Annotated in this window: 15 protein-coding genes and 1 riboswitch; of the genes, 2 read left to right on the plus strand and 13 right to left on the minus strand. The window is 45.6% G+C overall.

Annotated features, from left to right (window positions below):
* Positions 1–37: 37 nt before the first annotated feature.
* A riboswitch (FMN riboswitch) is annotated at positions 38–156 on the minus strand.
* A 64-nt stretch (positions 157–220) separates the two neighbouring features.
* From GVJ38_RS04050 to GVJ38_RS04095, 10 genes are all read right to left on the minus strand, one after another.
* Positions 221–937: a pseudouridine synthase gene (locus GVJ38_RS04050; RefSeq protein ID WP_159721894.1), complete on the minus strand. Its 717-nt coding sequence runs from the start codon at positions 935–937 to the stop codon at positions 221–223.
* Entirely contained in the window at positions 916–1518 is a 603-nt protein-coding gene (gene scpB, locus GVJ38_RS04055; protein WP_159721895.1) for an SMC-Scp complex subunit ScpB, read from the minus strand. Before scpB ends, GVJ38_RS04050 begins: the two co-directional genes overlap by 22 nt.
* On the minus strand, positions 1515–2261 hold the full coding sequence (locus GVJ38_RS04060; RefSeq protein WP_159721896.1) for a segregation/condensation protein A: 747 nt from the start codon (positions 2259–2261) through the stop codon (positions 1515–1517). Before GVJ38_RS04060 ends, scpB begins: the two co-directional genes overlap by 4 nt.
* Entirely contained in the window at positions 2261–2617 is a 357-nt protein-coding gene (locus GVJ38_RS04065; RefSeq protein ID WP_159721897.1) for a GNAT family N-acetyltransferase, read from the minus strand. The genes GVJ38_RS04060 and GVJ38_RS04065 overlap by 1 nt, the downstream gene beginning before the upstream one ends.
* A gap of 78 nt (positions 2618–2695) precedes the next feature.
* Complete coding sequence (gene xerD, locus GVJ38_RS04070; RefSeq protein ID WP_159721944.1) at positions 2696–3586, minus strand: site-specific tyrosine recombinase XerD; 891 nt, start codon at positions 3584–3586, stop codon at positions 2696–2698.
* Between the two features lie 172 nt (positions 3587–3758).
* A complete protein-coding gene (fur, locus tag GVJ38_RS04075) occupies positions 3759–4214 on the minus strand; it encodes a ferric iron uptake transcriptional regulator (protein ID WP_159721898.1) in 456 nt (151 codons plus the stop codon).
* Positions 4215–4326: 112 nt separating this feature from the next.
* The gene (locus GVJ38_RS04080) at positions 4327–5187 is read right to left on the minus strand and encodes a CvfB family protein (protein WP_159721899.1); all 861 of its coding nucleotides are present in this window, start codon (positions 5185–5187) and stop codon (positions 4327–4329) included.
* 137 nt (positions 5188–5324) lie between these two features.
* Positions 5325–6434 carry an RNA polymerase sigma factor RpoD gene (gene rpoD, locus GVJ38_RS04085; RefSeq protein ID WP_159721900.1) on the minus strand — a complete coding sequence of 370 codons (1110 nt, stop codon included), beginning with the start codon at positions 6432–6434 and terminating at the stop codon, positions 5325–5327.
* A gap of 22 nt (positions 6435–6456) precedes the next feature.
* Positions 6457–8268, minus strand: coding sequence for a DNA primase (dnaG, locus tag GVJ38_RS04090; RefSeq protein WP_159721901.1), 1812 nt, complete (start codon positions 8266–8268; stop codon positions 6457–6459).
* Between the two features lie 367 nt (positions 8269–8635).
* Positions 8636–9274 carry a lysozyme family protein gene (locus GVJ38_RS04095; RefSeq protein ID WP_159721902.1) on the minus strand — a complete coding sequence of 213 codons (639 nt, stop codon included), beginning with the start codon at positions 9272–9274 and terminating at the stop codon, positions 8636–8638.
* A 169-nt stretch (positions 9275–9443) separates the two neighbouring features.
* Here GVJ38_RS04095 and GVJ38_RS04100 point away from each other — a divergent pair, with 169 nt between their 5' ends.
* Entirely contained in the window at positions 9444–10166 is a 723-nt protein-coding gene (locus GVJ38_RS04100; protein ID WP_159721903.1) for an alpha/beta fold hydrolase, read from the plus strand.
* 5 nt (positions 10167–10171) lie between these two features.
* Positions 10172–12757 carry a bifunctional lysylphosphatidylglycerol flippase/synthetase MprF gene (mprF, locus tag GVJ38_RS04105; protein WP_159721904.1) on the plus strand — a complete coding sequence of 862 codons (2586 nt, stop codon included), beginning with the start codon at positions 10172–10174 and terminating at the stop codon, positions 12755–12757.
* A gap of 102 nt (positions 12758–12859) precedes the next feature.
* On the opposite strand, the gene dnaJ is transcribed toward mprF, so the two are convergent.
* From dnaJ to grpE, 3 genes are all read right to left on the minus strand, one after another.
* Positions 12860–14026 carry a molecular chaperone DnaJ gene (dnaJ, locus tag GVJ38_RS04110; protein ID WP_159721905.1) on the minus strand — a complete coding sequence of 389 codons (1167 nt, stop codon included), beginning with the start codon at positions 14024–14026 and terminating at the stop codon, positions 12860–12862.
* A 207-nt stretch (positions 14027–14233) separates the two neighbouring features.
* Entirely contained in the window at positions 14234–16078 is a 1845-nt protein-coding gene (dnaK, locus tag GVJ38_RS04115; protein ID WP_159721906.1) for a molecular chaperone DnaK, read from the minus strand.
* A gap of 52 nt (positions 16079–16130) precedes the next feature.
* On the minus strand, positions 16131–16700 hold the full coding sequence (gene grpE / locus GVJ38_RS04120) for a nucleotide exchange factor GrpE (RefSeq protein ID WP_159721907.1): 570 nt from the start codon (positions 16698–16700) through the stop codon (positions 16131–16133).
* Between the last annotated feature and the right edge of the window lie 18 nt (positions 16701–16718).

Raw genomic sequence — 16718 nt, forward strand, 5'->3', positions numbered from 1 at the left:
CTTCAGCGCATAGAGTTATTTGATCTGCTCAAATAAGCCCTATCTTCTACCATCCAGACTGTACTGTCGGTTTCGGATTTGCACCGAATCAACTGCTTGCGCAGGTCGTGGACTATCACCACCGGTCGGGAATTGCACCCTGCCCTGAAGACGAACCTTGATCTATTTTTTTTTACATTCATACTTTAACAAATTTACTAACAAAATACAAGGAAAAGGTTTACTTGGATTGTCCCAGCAAACTTTTGATCTCTTTTGGATGCAAACGCCGGTAATCTCCTGGCTGCAATCCTTTTAATGTCAACTCGCCATAACGTTCTCGTTTTAATTTTTGCACCGGCAGATTGACTGCGGCCAGCATATTTTTGACTTGGTGATTACGGCCTTCATGGATCGTTAGTTCTACGATCGAGGTTTCAGCTTTTTTATCCGTCGACAAAATATTGTAACGCGCTGGTGCGGTCTTGCGGCCTTCAATCCGGACACCTTTACGCAATGGTTGCAACGTTTGTTTATCCGCGATCCCTTTGACCTTGGCCACATAAACTTTTTCGACTTCGTGTTTCGGATGGGCCAATTTTTGGGAAAAATCGCCATCATTAGTCAGCAGTAAAATGCCAGAAGTATCATAATCCAACCGACCGACTGGATAGATCCGTTCGGGGACTTCCGCAAAATAATCCGTCACGACCGCCCGATTTTTATCATCTGAGACCGCTGAGATCACGCCCCGCGGTTTGTAAAATAAATAATAGACCGGCTCTTCTTGATAGATTGGGACCCCGTCGACTTCGACGCGATCTTTTTTTCCGACCTTGGTTCCTAATTCATTGACCACTTCGCCATTGACGCGAACGCGCCCGGCGGTGATATAGTCTTCGGCTTTGCGCCGTGATGCGATGCCGGCGTGGGCGATCACTTTTTGTAGTCTTTCCATTCTTCTTCATCCTCTTTCTTAAAGCGATCGTAAAACAAATCTAGCGGCGCTTCATCTTCGGCTAGATCTTCTTCCATCTGCTGGACATCCGGCAGTTCGCTCAAATCTTTCAATCCAAAATAATCCATAAAATAATCCGTCGTGCCATATAAAATCGCACGCCCCGGTCCATCCACCCGGCCGACTTCAGCGATCAATTGCCGGGCCGTCAATGTCTGAACAGCGCCACTGGACTGCACGCCCCGTAATTCATCGACTTCACTTCGAGTGATGGGTTGTTTATACGCGATAATGGAGAGCGTTTCTAAAGCAGCTTGACTCAATTTAGCGGCCACTGGTGAGCGGGCAAAATCTTTTAACAGCGGCGCGAAGTCTTTTTTAGTCGTCAACACAAAATGCTGTCCCACTTCTAAAATCGTCAGTGCCGCGTCAGGATTTTTGGCGTACGTCTGATTCAACTCCTGCAACGCCGCGTAACAATCTGCCGTCTCCAATCCAACGGCAAACGCCAATTCTTCTAAGCCGATGCCATCTGCGCCAACGACAAACAACAACGCTTCTAAATGGCTCAACACACTCATGCCAATGCTCCTTTTGCGATCACGATCGGGCCATACGTTTCATCTTGTACAGCTTGCGCGATCTGTTTTTTCATTAATTCTAACAGCGCCATAAACGTCGTCACCACTTCTTCTTTCGTGTAATGGACGAAAAGCTCCGTCAATGTCAAACTAGCTCCCGGTGCTAATTTTTTCACTTGCAGCGTGATCTGCTGGACTTTTTCAGTGATCGAGATCGTTTCAGTCCCGATACTGGTTGCTTGCGGGACTTGTTGTCTTTGGCGTTTCAATACGTCATGTAACGCTAAAAACAAATCGATCGAATTGAATTTTCCTGCAGGCAATGGCGCCAGCGTTTCCTCGTATTCCGTCAGATCTTGCGGCGGTTTAGCAAAATGCAGCTGGCGTTCCGTTTCTTTTTCTGCCAACACTTCCGCAGCATATTTATACTTGCGGTATTCTAATAATTGCTGCACGAGGGCATCGCGAGGATCTTCGCCGACTTCTTCTTCATAATCATAAATGACTTCTGGTTTGGGTAAGAGCAGCTGGCTTTTGATCGCCATCAGCGTTGCCGCCATCACCAAATACTCGCCAGCGACTTCAAGCTCCAACGTCTTCATCGCGTGGATGAACTCCATGTACTGCTCGGTGATTTCCGCGATCGGGATATCATAAATGTCGATCTCCAACTCTTGGATCAAATGCAGCAGCAGATCCAGCGGGCCTTCAAAGATATCGAGTTTTAAATTGATCGCATCCACTACTTGCGCGCCCGCCATTTCTGGATGAAGGTTTCGGTCATCTTCGTCGGGTAGATCGTCTGTTCCGGGTACAGCGCTTGAAGTTCATTTAACATCTCAAAACCGAGACCTTCTCCACGATACGACGGATTCAAACTGATATCATGCACGACGATCCCTTCGGCAGTCAATTCGACTCCGATCACGCCTTGGACATTTTCATTGCCTTCACAATAATAACAGTACAGTTGGAACTGCTCATTTTGTTCATACGTGTCGATTTCTTTTAACAAATGCTGCTGGTCTTTCAAATTACGATGGAAACTTAACAGCCCCATCGCGATCTTACGTTGATTACTTCGATATTCTGCGAGCATTTTATCCTCCTCAATAACTATCCGCTGTTCAACTAACTCAACGGGCTAACACTAGAATTTTCACCACTCATCAACACCTTACGCCCGCGGGAAAAATTCTTTGTAGACCTCGGTCATACGGCGTTTGGTGACATGGGTATAAATCTGGGTCGTGGAAATATCCGCGTGCCCTAACAACTCTTGCACCGTTCTGAGATCCGCGCCATTTTCTAACAAATGCGTCGCGAAACTATGGCGCAACGTGTGGGGGGTCACATCTTTTTTGATTCCCGCTTTTAACACGAGCTGCTTCAAATTTTTCCAGATCCCTTGCCGTGACAAACCATGCCCATGATTGTTGACAAACAAATGCACTTCTTGCGGCGTTTTTTTCGTCAATAGTGGCCGAGCTTCTGCCAAATAGCGCTCGATCCAATGAATCGCGTAATCCCCTAACGGTACGATCCGCTCTTTGTCACCTTTACCAATCGTTTGCAACAAACCCATCTCCAAATGCAGATCCCCTAGCTTCAAACCGATCAACTCACTGACCCGCAACCCGGTGGCGTACATCACTTCCAAGATCGCACGGTCGCGAATCCCCAAAGTCGTCGTGGTATCCGGCGTTGCGATCAAGCGCTCCACTTCGGCTAACGATAAAATCTGTGGCAGCTTCTGGGCACGCTTTGGACTATCGATATGCTGCATCGGATCATGATCCGTGTAACGCTCTTGCCGTAAAAATTGATGGAAGCGCCGCAAACTGGTGATCATGCGAGCAAGTGTCGTGGCAGCTTTGCCTTCTGCTTTTAGCTGTTCCAAAAACTGCACGACCAAATAACGCTCCACTTTTTGCCAATCCGTCGCCCCTTGCTGTTTTAAAAACGCGACGTACTGAGTGAGATCCCGCTCATAACTTTTGCGCGTGTTGAGGGAAAGCCCTCGCTCGACCGCTAAATAATGCAAATATTCGTTGATCTGCTCTTCCAAATTTTCACCGCTTTCTAACGCTTGACTCAAAAGCTGAACGAGCTCGCTCCGCTTTTCTTTTGTTCTAGCTGCACAAGCTCTCGCAACTTTTCAACTTCAATATAAAAGTCCCTTGCAACGAGACAAGGGACTCATGCTGGTCTATTATAACCGATTTCGGTCGATTTCTAAACTATTGCTTTTTCTTTTGCTGGCACGCTTGGCAAATCCCGTGGAAAGTCAGCCGGTGATCTTTGACTTGAAAATGGTAACGGCTTTCCACCACTTGCTCGACTTCTCCCAGCAGATCTTCTTCGATCTCTTCAATATTGCCGCATTCCAAACATAATAAATGATGATGGAAATGTTTCGCGCCTTCTTTGCGTAAGTCATACCGCGCTAACCCATCATCAAAACTGATCTTGTCAACGATATGCAATTCCGTCAAAATCTCCAACGTTCGATAGACTGTCGCTAACCCGATCTCGGGACTTTTTCGTTTGACTAAAAAATAAATTTCTTCCGCGGATAAGTGATCTTTTTCATTCTCCAATAGAACTAACAGCGTCGCTTCCCGTTGCGGCGTCAATTTGAATCCAGAATCGTGAAGTTGTTTCTTTGTTTTTTTCAATGCTAACGCTGCATTCATGGTCAGATCCTCCTGGGTATTTATAATGATTACAAATAAAAAGCAAACTAAATTCTTCGTTTAGTTAGAATCATTATAAGTTATCCCCAGAGTTTCCGCAACCTATTCTCAATTAGCTTTTATTTTTTAAGCGAATCTTTCCTTCTGTTTGCTCGATCCGTTTTTCTTTTAACAGATGACCGATCGCCCGTTTGAACTGGCCTTTACTGATGCCAAATGCCGCTTTGATCTCATCAGGCGCAGATTTGTCCCAATACGGCAATTCATGGGTGGCATTGCGTTCTAACATCGTCAAGATCAGTGCCGCGTCATCGTTGATCATTTCATAAGCGCGCGGCTTCAATGATAAATTCAACACGCCATCAGGTCGCACACCGATCACGCGCGCTTGGACGACTTCTCCAAGCCTTGGTTCTCGGTAACGCTCAGATGGATGGACAAAGCCAATGTACAGATCATCCGTCAGTAAATACGTGCCGGCAACTTTCAATAAATAAACAGTCCCGGTCTTGTCTTCATTTTGCATCTCCGCTGTTCCGGGACGACTCATGGAACGAAACTGCGTATCATCGGCTAACACGCCCCAGATCCGCTCTTTTTCATCGATTCGCAAGCTGATCAATAACCGGTCACCGCGTTTTGGCCACAATTCTTTCATAGCAGGCATATCATCCATCGAAACGACCACATCTTTATTTTCCAAGCCGATATCGACAAACACGCCAAGATCACGCCGCACATCCGTCACGGTACCAAAACCAAAATTTCCGATTCGCACTTGCGGGATCGTTTCGGTAAACACGGCATGGTGATTTTGATCGACATACGCAAAACCTTCTACCGCATCCCCGATCGCGTGTTTCGTTTCGCCTTTTTGCAACCGAAACGTGATGCCATTTTTTTGGACGAGGTACTCACGGTCATTTTCATCGATGATCAATGCCGTAAACACTTGACCTAATAATTCATTCATATCAAAAACTCCTCTTCTTGCTCTTTTCCATTTTAATCTATCACAGCTGACAGCCGCTTGAAAGTCAAAAATAAACTTTCAGCCACTTCAGAAAAAAAAAGCACTCACTGCAACTCGCAGCAAGTGCCTCGCATCGTTTATTCTAAGAAATCTTTTAATTGTTTAGAACGAGATGGATGACGCAATTTCCGCAATGCTTTGGCTTCGATCTGACGAATCCGCTCGCGCGTTACGCCGAAGACTTTGCCGACTTCTTCTAACGTGCGCGTCCGGCCATCATCTAGCCCAAAACGCAAACGCAAGACATTTTCTTCCCGGTCAGTCAATGTGTCTAACACATCTTCTAACTGTTCTTTCAACATCTCAGAAGCCGCATGTTCAGCCGGGCTCGTCGCCTCTTGGTCTTCGATGAAATCACCTAAATGGGAATCATCTTCTTCACCGATCGGCGTTTCCAATGAGACAGGCTCTTGTGCGATCTTCAAGATCTCCCGCACTTTTTCAGTCGGTAGATCCATCTCCGCTCCAATCTCTTCAGGTGTTGGTTCGCGGCCTAGATCTTGCAGTAATTGCCGTTGCACCCGGATCAATTTGTTGATCGTTTCCACCATATGCACAGGGATTCGGATCGTCCGCGCTTGGTCAGCGATCGCCCGCGTGATGGCTTGGCGAATCCACCACGTTGCGTACGTGGAGAATTTGAACCCTTTACGGTAATCAAATTTTTCAACAGCTTTCATCAAGCCCATGTTACCTTCTTGGATCAGATCTAAAAATTGCATGCCGCGACCGACATAGCGTTTGGCGATACTGACGACTAGCCGTAAGTTGGCTTCCGCTAAACGTTGTTTGGCTTCTTGGTCGCCTTCTTCGATCTGCAAAGCCAGTTGGACTTCTTCTTCGGCGGTCAACAATGGTACCCGGCCGATCTCTTTTAGATACATCCGCACAGGGTCGTTGATCTTCACACCAGTTGGGGCGGACAGATCTTCATTTTTAGCTTTTTTAGCCGCTTTTTCGTTGACTTTCAAGCTCGCTTTGGATGGTTCACCATTTTCATCGACGACACTAATCCCAGCATCTTCGACTTTTTGGATCAATTCATCCATCGCTTCGGCATTTAATGAAAAAGGAGTCGCCAGTTTGTTGGTCAATTCGTCATATTCGACTTGGCCTAACGGTTTTTTCTCCTTGATCAATGCGGTTAAAGCTTTTTTATATTCGTTGTTCCCTTTTACGTCTGCCATAAAATAAATGCCCCTTTCACTTTTAGGCTTGTTTTAAGCGCTTCGTCAGTTCAATGATCTGGATCGTAAGCTCTAATTCTCGTTGCTGGTTGCCGGCTTTTCTGGCTTCAAGCTGCTCTTTTTGGCGTTGTTTTATTTCATCAGCGATGCCAGCTTGACCGATCACCTGCATCAGATCCACGAGCTCTTGTTCGGTACTGTGTTCTGTCAGATCCAGCTCAGAGATCTCAATGACCAATTGCTTTAAATGATCTTCTTTCAAGTAATTCAAAAAATCGGCTAACACGAACGTATCTTGTGTCGTCAAATAACTGTCGATGTATAACAGCAACTCTTGATAAGCATCATGGATGAACTGGAAATCTTCACTCACTAACAACTCCCGCGTCGCTCGTTCATACATCACCCGATAAATCAACATCTGTTCAGCCTTTTCTTCTCTGGTCAACATTTTTTTGACGTTTGGCGCGACCACAGCGACCGTTTTAGTTTGCGATTGGCGCACCTCATGGCGTTGTTGCTGCCGTAATTGTCGCAACTGCTGTTTGAGACTGGCTTTATCTAAACTAAATTCAGTCGCCAACTGTCCCAGATAAAGATCTTGCTCGATCGGCGAACGAACGAACGCCAAATCTTGCAACACATCAGCTAAATAATCCAAGCGATCTTTCTCATTTTCCAAGTTCCACTGACTGCGCTTAAAGGTCATCTTGAAGACGAACGTCGTCTTGCGTCCATGCTGGAGCAGATTTTGTAATTCTTTTGCTCCGTACTTACGCAAATACTCATCCGGGTCCAATTTTTCCGGCACGATCACGGCCGCTAGTTGCAAACGGCTGTGGTTTTTCAGGCTGTCTAACGCACGGTTAGTCGCAGCCAGACCAGGATCATCGCCATCATACGCCACGACGACTTGACTTGCCACCCGTTCGATGGCGGTGATCTGCTGATCCGTCAAACTCGTCCCCATCGACGCCAGACCATTTTTGATCCCGGCTTGCCAAGCTGCCAAAACATCCATAAACCCTTCAAATAAAATTGCTTCGCCGCTTTTTCTGATCTCACCGCGCGCTTTGTCAAAATTGAACAACACTTGCCGCTTGTTGAATAGCTCCGTTTCCGGTGAGTTCAAATACTTCGGCTGATCCGCTCCGTCAAACTCTTTTGTCGGTAAAAACCGCCCCGAAAATCCGATCGTCTGTCCCCGCGCGTCATTTAGCGGAAACATGACCCGCTGATAAAATCGATCGCTGAAACTGCCGTCATCCCGAGCGATGAACAAACCGCTTTTCGCTAGCACATCAGCCGACAGCTCTTCTTGTTTAGCGACTTGGACTAAAAAATCCCGTTGATTCGGCGCAAAACCGATTTTAAATTCTGCGATCAGTTCATCACTTAGCCCACGTTCATGTAAATATTGTAATGCCGGTTCGCCGACTTTGGTATGAACGAGCAAATGATGGTACAGCTCGCGAACTTTTTCATGGAGCTTCAACAACGGCTGATTTTTCGACTCGACTTTAGGCTCGCTTGAAATCTCGATTGCTAGCGGGATCTGTTCTAAGTCCGCCACTTTTTTCACAGCTTCCGGGAAACTAATCCCGTCTAACTCTTGCAAAAACGTAAAGACATTGCCGCCTTTGCCGCAGCCAAAACAATGAAAGATCTGTTTGTCTGCTGCGACGGTAAAAGAAGGCGTCTTTTCTTCATGAAACGGACAGAGACCTAAATAATTTTTACCGGATTTTTTCAACTGGACGTATTGTCCGATCACTTCAACAATATCCGTCTTTTCCCGAACTTCCTCGATCACTTGTTGGGGAATCCTTTGCAAGAAGCGTCACCTCATTTTTCTGATAACAGCTGTAAAAATCGCCCCAATACTTCGTTGATCAGCGCGACTTCTAGGCAAAATTATACAGCTATCATTTTAGCACAAATCAGCGGAATTTCAAGCTTTCTGTTTGATTACTCATAAGTTTTTCTAATGAAGAAAAATCTGGACCGCGCTCCAAATTTTTTTCCTTTCAAACGTCCTCACCAACTAAAAAAAGCCAAAAGAAAAACGACTCAGTAACTGAATCGCTGTGCCTTCTTAGCTGGACGTATAAGTTTAAAGCGTAGGTCCAGTTGAAGTTGCTACCTTCGACTGAGCCCAAACGGTGAAACGAACACTAATAAATGCAAGAGTAAATGCAGGCTCAGCCCCCACCGTTTTTCACTTTATGATACGCTTCGACGATTTGCTGGTTCATCTTCACGACGTTTGCGTAAAACATATTGCCGCCGTTTTTATACAAGTAGCCACCGTTATAAAAAAGCGATTGGAGCTTCATATAGCGGTACTGACTTTTTTGCTTATTGCCTAACACTGGTGACAGGACATCACGAGAATAATTTTCCGCTAGCTCCACCGTATTTTTTCCACCGTGTTTGGCGACGTAATCGATATATTGCAAGCCAAAATTGTACGCTTGGACCGCCGTATTCAAATCACAATCCGCTTTTTTAGCGGCTTGGTACGTCTCAGCAAAATGTTTGACTCCATTCTCGATACTTTCGGCTTTGGTCGCGATCTTGCCTTGATCACCATACGCGCTTTCCGAACTTTGCATCAGGTCAGTCCCCCGACCTTTTGATTCGGTCATCATGATTCCCAAGATCACATTCGTATACGGTTTGACACCGTATTTTGCCGCACTTTTTTCCACCACTGAACGATAGCTGTCGACTTGTTTAGCGTGCTTCACCGTTCGGAACAATAAAAAACCGCCCAGCAGCAGGGCAGCGACTACCAGTAACACAAAAATAATTTTCAATCCACGTTTGACTTTTTCCATCTACATCATCCAAGCTCTCTAGTTTGTTCCATCTTACTAGAAATTCCAGTGATTTAAAAATAAAAAATGCTGTGTTTTAGACTTCTTTAACTTCCTTGCAAAAATGTCACACTCAAAACGTTGTGAATGTTATGTAAAAATCGGTATACTAGAGCTAGTAGGTGATAGTGTGAATAGTGAACAAAAATTCGCCTTGCTGCCCGATGGTTCCAAAATCTATTATGAAACGATCGGCCAAGGCCCCGCGCTGTTTTTGCTTCATGGCAATGGCGGCAGCGGAAAATATTTTTCCAATCAAATCGAAAGTTTCAGTCAGCACTTCAAAGTGTTCGTGGTAGACAGCCGCGGTCATGGCCGTTCCACCAACACGCAAAAAGAAACCAGCTTTAGTTTGATGGCCGCAGACTTACACCAGATCATGGAACAAGAACACGTCGTTCGAGCAGATCTGTTAGGCTTTAGCGATGGCGCCAATCTCGCAATGGTCTTTGCCCACTTGTATCCAGAAAAAGTCGATCATTTAGTCTTGAATGCCGGCAATACCGATCCCCATGGCGTGCGGCTCTTACCCCACCTTGCCAGTTATGTGCAATACGGGATCGTCTGGCTAGGTGCTTTTGTGGATACTGGCATGCGCAATTTTTTGCCGATCTTGCGCTTGTTGTTTCGCGATATCGGCTTAACGGAAAAAGATCTGAATGCCATCACGGCCAAAACGCTTGTCATCGTCGGCAAACACGATGTGATCAAAACGAAACACTCCATGTACATCGCTCGTTCGATCCCCAACGCGAGTTTTGTGATCGTCTCTGGTCAAGGACACATGTTTGCGCGGCGCAATCCGAAACGCTTCAACCAAGAAGTCTTGCAATTTTTATTAGAAAGGTCGTGAGTGCTGTGGAAAAAATCACCCGCTGGTTCAAAGACCACGCCGGTAAATTAAAAATCATCTTCTTACTTTCAGTGATCGTCGTCGTCGCTTTCGAACTGATGAATATCGCCAAAACCATCTCACCAGATCAATTGGCCGCAACGTTCAGTAACGTTCCCAAAACACGATTAGCCTTGATGGCCGTGATCGGTCTCATCTCGATTGTCCCAATGCTGGGGTATGATTTTACGTTAAACGAGATCTTAGGCCAAAAACCGAAAAAAATGTATATTTTCGAAACGAGTTGGCTGATCAACACGTTAAACAACATCGCCGGGTTCGGCGGCTTTATCAGTGCCGGCTTGCGTTCTGAGTTTTATGGCAAAAAAAATTCCGGCAAGTCCGTCGTCAAAGCGTTATCGAAAATTTTAGTCTTCACCTTATCCGGACTTTCGATCTATGCGCTGATCTCCTTTTTCTTAGTTATTTTCGGTCAGACGAAACCGTATTTAAAACAGTATTGGATCTGGCTGATCGCAGGCGGCTTATATTTTCCCATCGTTTTTGGTTTGAGTATTTTCGGCCGCGGCGAATATTTAGGGGATTTGAAATCGAGTCAACGGTTGAAACTAGTTGGTTCCTCCTTTTTGGAATGGACAGGGGTCTTAGTCAGTTTTATCACGACCGGACTTTTGATGGGCGTCAATTTAGAGATCCGCGAAGTCGTACCACTATTCATTGCGGCAACGGTCATCGGGATCGCTTCAATGATTCCCGGGGAGCTGGGCAGTTTTGATGTCATGATGATCATCGGCTTATCAGCTTTAAATGTCGAACGCGAAACTGTCGTGGCTTGGATCTTGCTGTTCCGGTTATTTTATTACCTCATCCCATTTGCGATCGGGTTGGTCTTACTCTTTAAAAATCTCGGTGGTACCATCAACGAACGTTATGACGGCATCCCGCTGAATCTCTTACAAGAACTCTCCCACAAATTGGAAGCTTTCTTTTTATATTTCACTGGCATCATGTTGGTCTTATCAGCAACGATTCCGGAAGCCTTTGTCCGCTTGCCATTTTTACAGCATTTGAATCCGATTCGTTCCCGCGTGATCGTGATCTTTCCTGCAATTTTACTCGGCTATCTTTTGATCATCGCCGGCCGCGGAATCGCCGCGCGGGTCGCTCGAGCGTACAAACCGACTCTCATCTTAGTCTTTTTGACGTTTCTGTACGCCATCAACGCCGGCTTTCGCTGGTCGACCGGCTTCTTTTTAGCACTCTTGTTTATCTTTGTGATCTTTTCGAAAAAAGAATTGTACCGCAAACAGCTGGTTTATTCGGCGGAGTGGCTGACGATCGACGGCATTATCATCGGTGGATTAGCAATTCTTTACATCGTGATCGGCGTCTACAACAGTCCGACGATTCATCACCGGCATCACATGCCAGAATTTTTCCTTTTCCCAAATGAAAAAATTTGGATGGTAGGTCTAGTTGCCATCGGAATCGTGTCGGTGATCGTTTTAGGCTTGATCAATTATTTGAAAGGCGAGCGGTACAAAGTCGGCGGCGTGGTAGATGAAGCACGAATCAACCATATTTTAACTACTTATGGCGGCAATCCCGATAGCCAACTCGTCTTCTTACATGACAAAGACGCCTTTTTCTATAATGATGGTAAAGAAGATACGGTCTTTTTCCAAATGGCGACTTTCAACAACAAAATTTTAGTCATGGGCGATCCGTCTGGCAAAAAGGCTGATTTCGAAGCCGCACTTGAGACGTTGTTGCACGAGGCAGATCAGTACAATTATTTACCGGTCTTTTACGAAAACAGCGAAGAGATTGTGATGTTGCTTCATGAGTTTGGGTATGACTTCATCAAATTCGGTGAAAAAGCCCACGTCCATTTGCCAGACTTTACGTTAACCGGCAAAAAGATGAAAGGCCAACGCGCGACCATCAACCGCACGATCCGTGACGGCTTCCAATTCGACATCATCAAGCCACCATTTTCTCAAGCGACGATGCAGCAACTGAAACACATTTCAGACGCCTGGCTCAACGGCCGCAAAGAAAAAGGCTTCTCATTAGGTTTCTTCTCAGAACCTTACTTGCAACGCGCGCCGATCGCCGTCGTCAAAAATGCTGAGGGCGAGCTCGTCGCGTTCGCTAATTTTATGCCGACTTACACTAAAGAAGTCGGCACGATCGATCTGATGCGCCACGATCCGGAAAAAGCCCCCAGCGGTGTGATGGATTTTCTGTTCATCAATTTGTTCCAACAATTAGGGGCTGAAGGGTATCAATACTTCGATCTCGGGATGGCACCTCTTGCAAATGTCGGGACTTCCCGCAAAAGTTTTATCCAAGAGCGCTTCGCTTATCTCGTCTATAATTTTGGTTCCCGCTTTTATTCCTTTGAAGGTTTAAAAGAGTACAAAGACAAATATGCCACTAAATGGAGCCCGCGCTACGTGTTGTATTCACGAGACAGCTGGATCGCCTATGTGATGATCGCGCTACTCGTAGTCGACAACGCACCGGTCCAAGGTGAAAAAGAACTCCGCGGGATCAAAAAATTTTTAGTCAAAGCAAGCGGTCAATAAAATAAACGTGTAAAAGCCCCGTTACTTCTTTCAGGTAACGGGGCTTTTTGGAGCGCTCAACCAAAAAATAGATCTGAGCATTCGCCCAGATCTATTTTTCATTTATTTTTTACCGCCAAAAGCATCTTTGACTTTGCCAAAGAAGCCTTCATCTTTTTGTTCAGACACGTTTTGGCCACCTGCTTTAGCAAATGCCCGTAAAGCTTCTCGTTGTTCATCATTAAGATTTTTCGGCGTGATGATCTTCACGGTAACTTGTTGATCACCAGTCGTATTTCCTCGCAAGCGCGGTGCACCTTTGCCCCGCAACCGGAATTTCGTTCCAGTTTGCGTTCCAGCTGGGATCTTCAATTTCACATCACCGTGAACAGTTGGTACCGCTACTTCATCCCCTAGCGCTGCTTGCACGAAACTTAGCGGCAACGTGTAATAGATCTCAGAGCCATCCCGGTCAAAAATATCACTGGCCGCAACTTTGAAGACCACATACAGATCGCCATAAGGTCCGCCGTTGATACCAGCTTCTCCTTGGCTTGGCACCCGCATTTGTTGGCCGTCTTCAACCCCGGCAGGCACGTTGACTTTCACGCTGTGGGCTTTTTTCTCGTGCCCCGTTCCGTGACAGGTTGGACAAGGTTCTTTGATTTCTTTTCCTGTCCCGTGACAAACATCACACGTTTGGCGACTCATTACACGGCCCAGCGGTGTTTGCCGTTCCACATTGATCGTGCCTGCGCCGTGACATTTGTGACAAACTTCTGGTTGCGTTCCTGGTTTAGCCCCAGAACCATCACACGTATGACATACTTCTTCGCGGTTATACTTGATGGTTTTTTCAACGCCGAAGATCGCTTCTTCAAATTCCAATTTGACACTGTACTGTAGATCTGACCCTTGACGTGGTGCTGTCGGATCAGCTTGCCGACCGCCGCCACCACCGAAAAAGGATTCAAAAATATCTTCAAATCCAAATCCGCCGCCGCCAGAAAATCCACCGCCATCAAACCCGCCAAATCCACCAGCGCCACCGCCGCCGTAATTTGGATCGGTACCGGCATGACCGTATTGATCATACGCCGCACGTTTTTGCGGATCACTCAAAATCTCGTAAGCTTCTGAGATCTCTTTGAATTTATCTTCCGCGTCGGGCGCTTTATTGATATCAGGATGGTATTTTTTGGAAAGCTTGCGGTATGCTTTTTTGATTTCATCATCCGAAGCCCCTTTTTCAACTCCCAGGACTTCGTAATAATCACGTTTGGTTGCCATTGGCTTCCCTCCATATTTCGTTAAGATCGTTAGTATTGTATCACAACTTGTAAAAAAACCGCATGGCCTGCACCAATTTTTAAGAAAACTTCCGTTAAAGACACCAGTTAGACCTGCTGCTTAAAAAACAAAAAGCCAAAGCGATGACTTTGGCTTTTTGTTGCGCTGTAAACTAATCACTTCGATCAGTTTTACAACTGCGACTAACTATTTTTTATCATCATCGTCGTCTACTTCTTCAAAATCAGCATCTACGACATCATCTGAACCATCTTTTGCATCTGAGGCAGCATTTGGATCAGCTTGTTGTTGTTGTTGAGCTGCTTGTTCGTAAAGTTTTACGGTTAAGTTTTGAACGATCTCGTTTAACGCATCCCGTTTTTCTTTCATTTGTTCCACGTCGTTTGCTTCAACGGCGGCTTTCAATTCGTCACGGGCAGCTTCAGCTTTTTTGACTTCGTCTTCGCTGACTTTACCGTCTAATTCTTTCAACGTTTTGTCAACTGAGAAGAGTAATGCATCCACATCATTACGTAGATCGACTTCTTCTTTCCGTTGTTTATCGGCTTCAGCATTTGCTTCGGCGTCTTTAACCATCCGGTCGATCTCATCATCTGACAGACCAGAAGAAGATTTGATGGTGATCTTTTGTTCTTTTTGCGTTCCTAAGTCTTTTGCAGAAACATTGACGATCCCGTTTTTATCGATATCAAATGTTACTTCGATTTGTGGGATACCACGTGGAGCTGGCGGGATATCCGTCAATTGGAAGCGGCCTAATGTTTTATTATCAGCTGCCATTGGACGTTCACCTTGCAAGACATGGATGTCTACAGCAGGTTGGTTGTCAGCGGCAGTTGAGAAGACTTGTGATTTAGAAGTTGGGATCGTCGTGTTGCGGTCGATCAATTTCGTGAACACGCCACCCATTGTTTCGATCCCTAGTGATAATGGTGTCACATCAAGTAAAACGACATCTTTAACGTCACCTGTGATGACCCCACCTTGGATCGCAGCACCCATAGCGACTACTTCATCTGGGTTGACTGATTTATTTGGTTCTTTACCAGTTTCTTTCCGAACCGCTTCAACAACGGCTGGAATCCGCGTTGAACCACCGACTAAGATCACTTCGTCAACTTCTGATTGTGAAAGTCCAGCATCTTTTAACGCTTGGCGGACTGGTGTTTTTGTCCGTTCCACTAAGTCAGCTGTGATTTCATCAAATTTTGCCCGAGACAATGTCGTTTCCAAATGCAATGGACCCGCATCGCCGGCTGTGATAAATGGTAAGCTGATTTGGGTTGAGCTAACCCCAGATAAATCTTTTTTCGCTTTTTCAGCGGCGTCTTTCAAACGTTGCATCGCCATTTTATCTAATGAAAGGTCGATCCCGTTTTGTTGTTTGAAATCAGCAACTAAGTAATCGATGATCTTATTATCAAAATCATCCCCACCTAGATGGTTGTCTCCAGCTGTTGACAAGACGTCAAACACGCCATCGCCTAATTCAAGGATTGAAACATCAAATGTCCCACCACCAAGGTCAAAGACTAAGATTTTTTGATCTTGATCAGTTTTATCTAAGCCATAAGCTAACGCTGCGGCAGTTGGTTCGTTGACGATCCGTTCCACTTCAAGACCTGCGATTTTACCAGCATCTTTTGTTGCTTGACGTTGTGAGTCATTGAAGTAAGCCGGAACAGTAATAACTGCTTTTTCAACTGTTTCGCCTAGATAATCTTCGGCAAACCCTTTGATGTATTGTAAGATCATCGCTGAGATTTCTTGTGGTGTGTAAGATTTGCCTTCCACTTCCACTTTGTAACCTGCTTCACCCATATGGCGTTTGATCGATGAAACGGTGTTTGGATTCGTTACGGCTTGGCGTTTCGCCACTTCGCCGACTTGGATCTCACCATTTTTAAATGATACAACAGAAGGTGTCGTCCGATTGCCTTCTGGATTGGCAATGATTTTTGCTTCATTTCCTTCTAAGACAGCTACTGCTGAGTTCGTTGTTCCTAGGTCGATACCGATAATTTTACTCATAACAAAAGTCTCCTTTTAAACTTATTTAAACGTTAACACGTAACTTGCTTATTTATTGTGCGACGATGACCATCGCAGGTCGCAACACACGATCATGAAGTTGATAGCCTTTTTGTAAAACTTCGACTATCGTTTCACTCGGTGTCTCGTCACTTGCGGGGATCGTTTGCACCGCTTGATGGATATTCGGATCAAAAGTCTCACCTTGTGCTGAGATCTCTTTGATGCCTTCTTCTTTTAAAGCGACAGCCAAACTTTCTAAGACCATCTCCACCCCTTTTTTCAGGCTCGCACCTTGCTCGTCATTGATTTCTGTTTGCAAAGCTCGTTCTAAATTATCCATCACCGGCAACAATTTCTTGCCGAGATCTTGCGAGCGGTATTTCACCAAACTCTCGTGCTCTGCTTTATTGCGGCGGCTGATGTTGGCGACTTCCGCTTGCGCACGTAAGAATTTATCTTCCATCTCATCTAACTGCGCTTTTAACGTGTCGACCTCCGATGCTGCTACCACTTCTTCGGTTTCTTCAACTTCGGCTTCGGTTACCGAATCAGTTGCTGCAGTATTTTCAGTCGCTTGCTCGTCAGCTGTTTGTTCTGCTTGTTTTTCTTCTTCTGCCACTTGCTATCCTTCCTTTCT

The sequence above is a fragment of the Enterococcus sp. CSURQ0835 genome (assembly GCF_902706605.1).
Lineage (GTDB): Bacteria > Bacillota > Bacilli > Lactobacillales > Enterococcaceae > Enterococcus_A.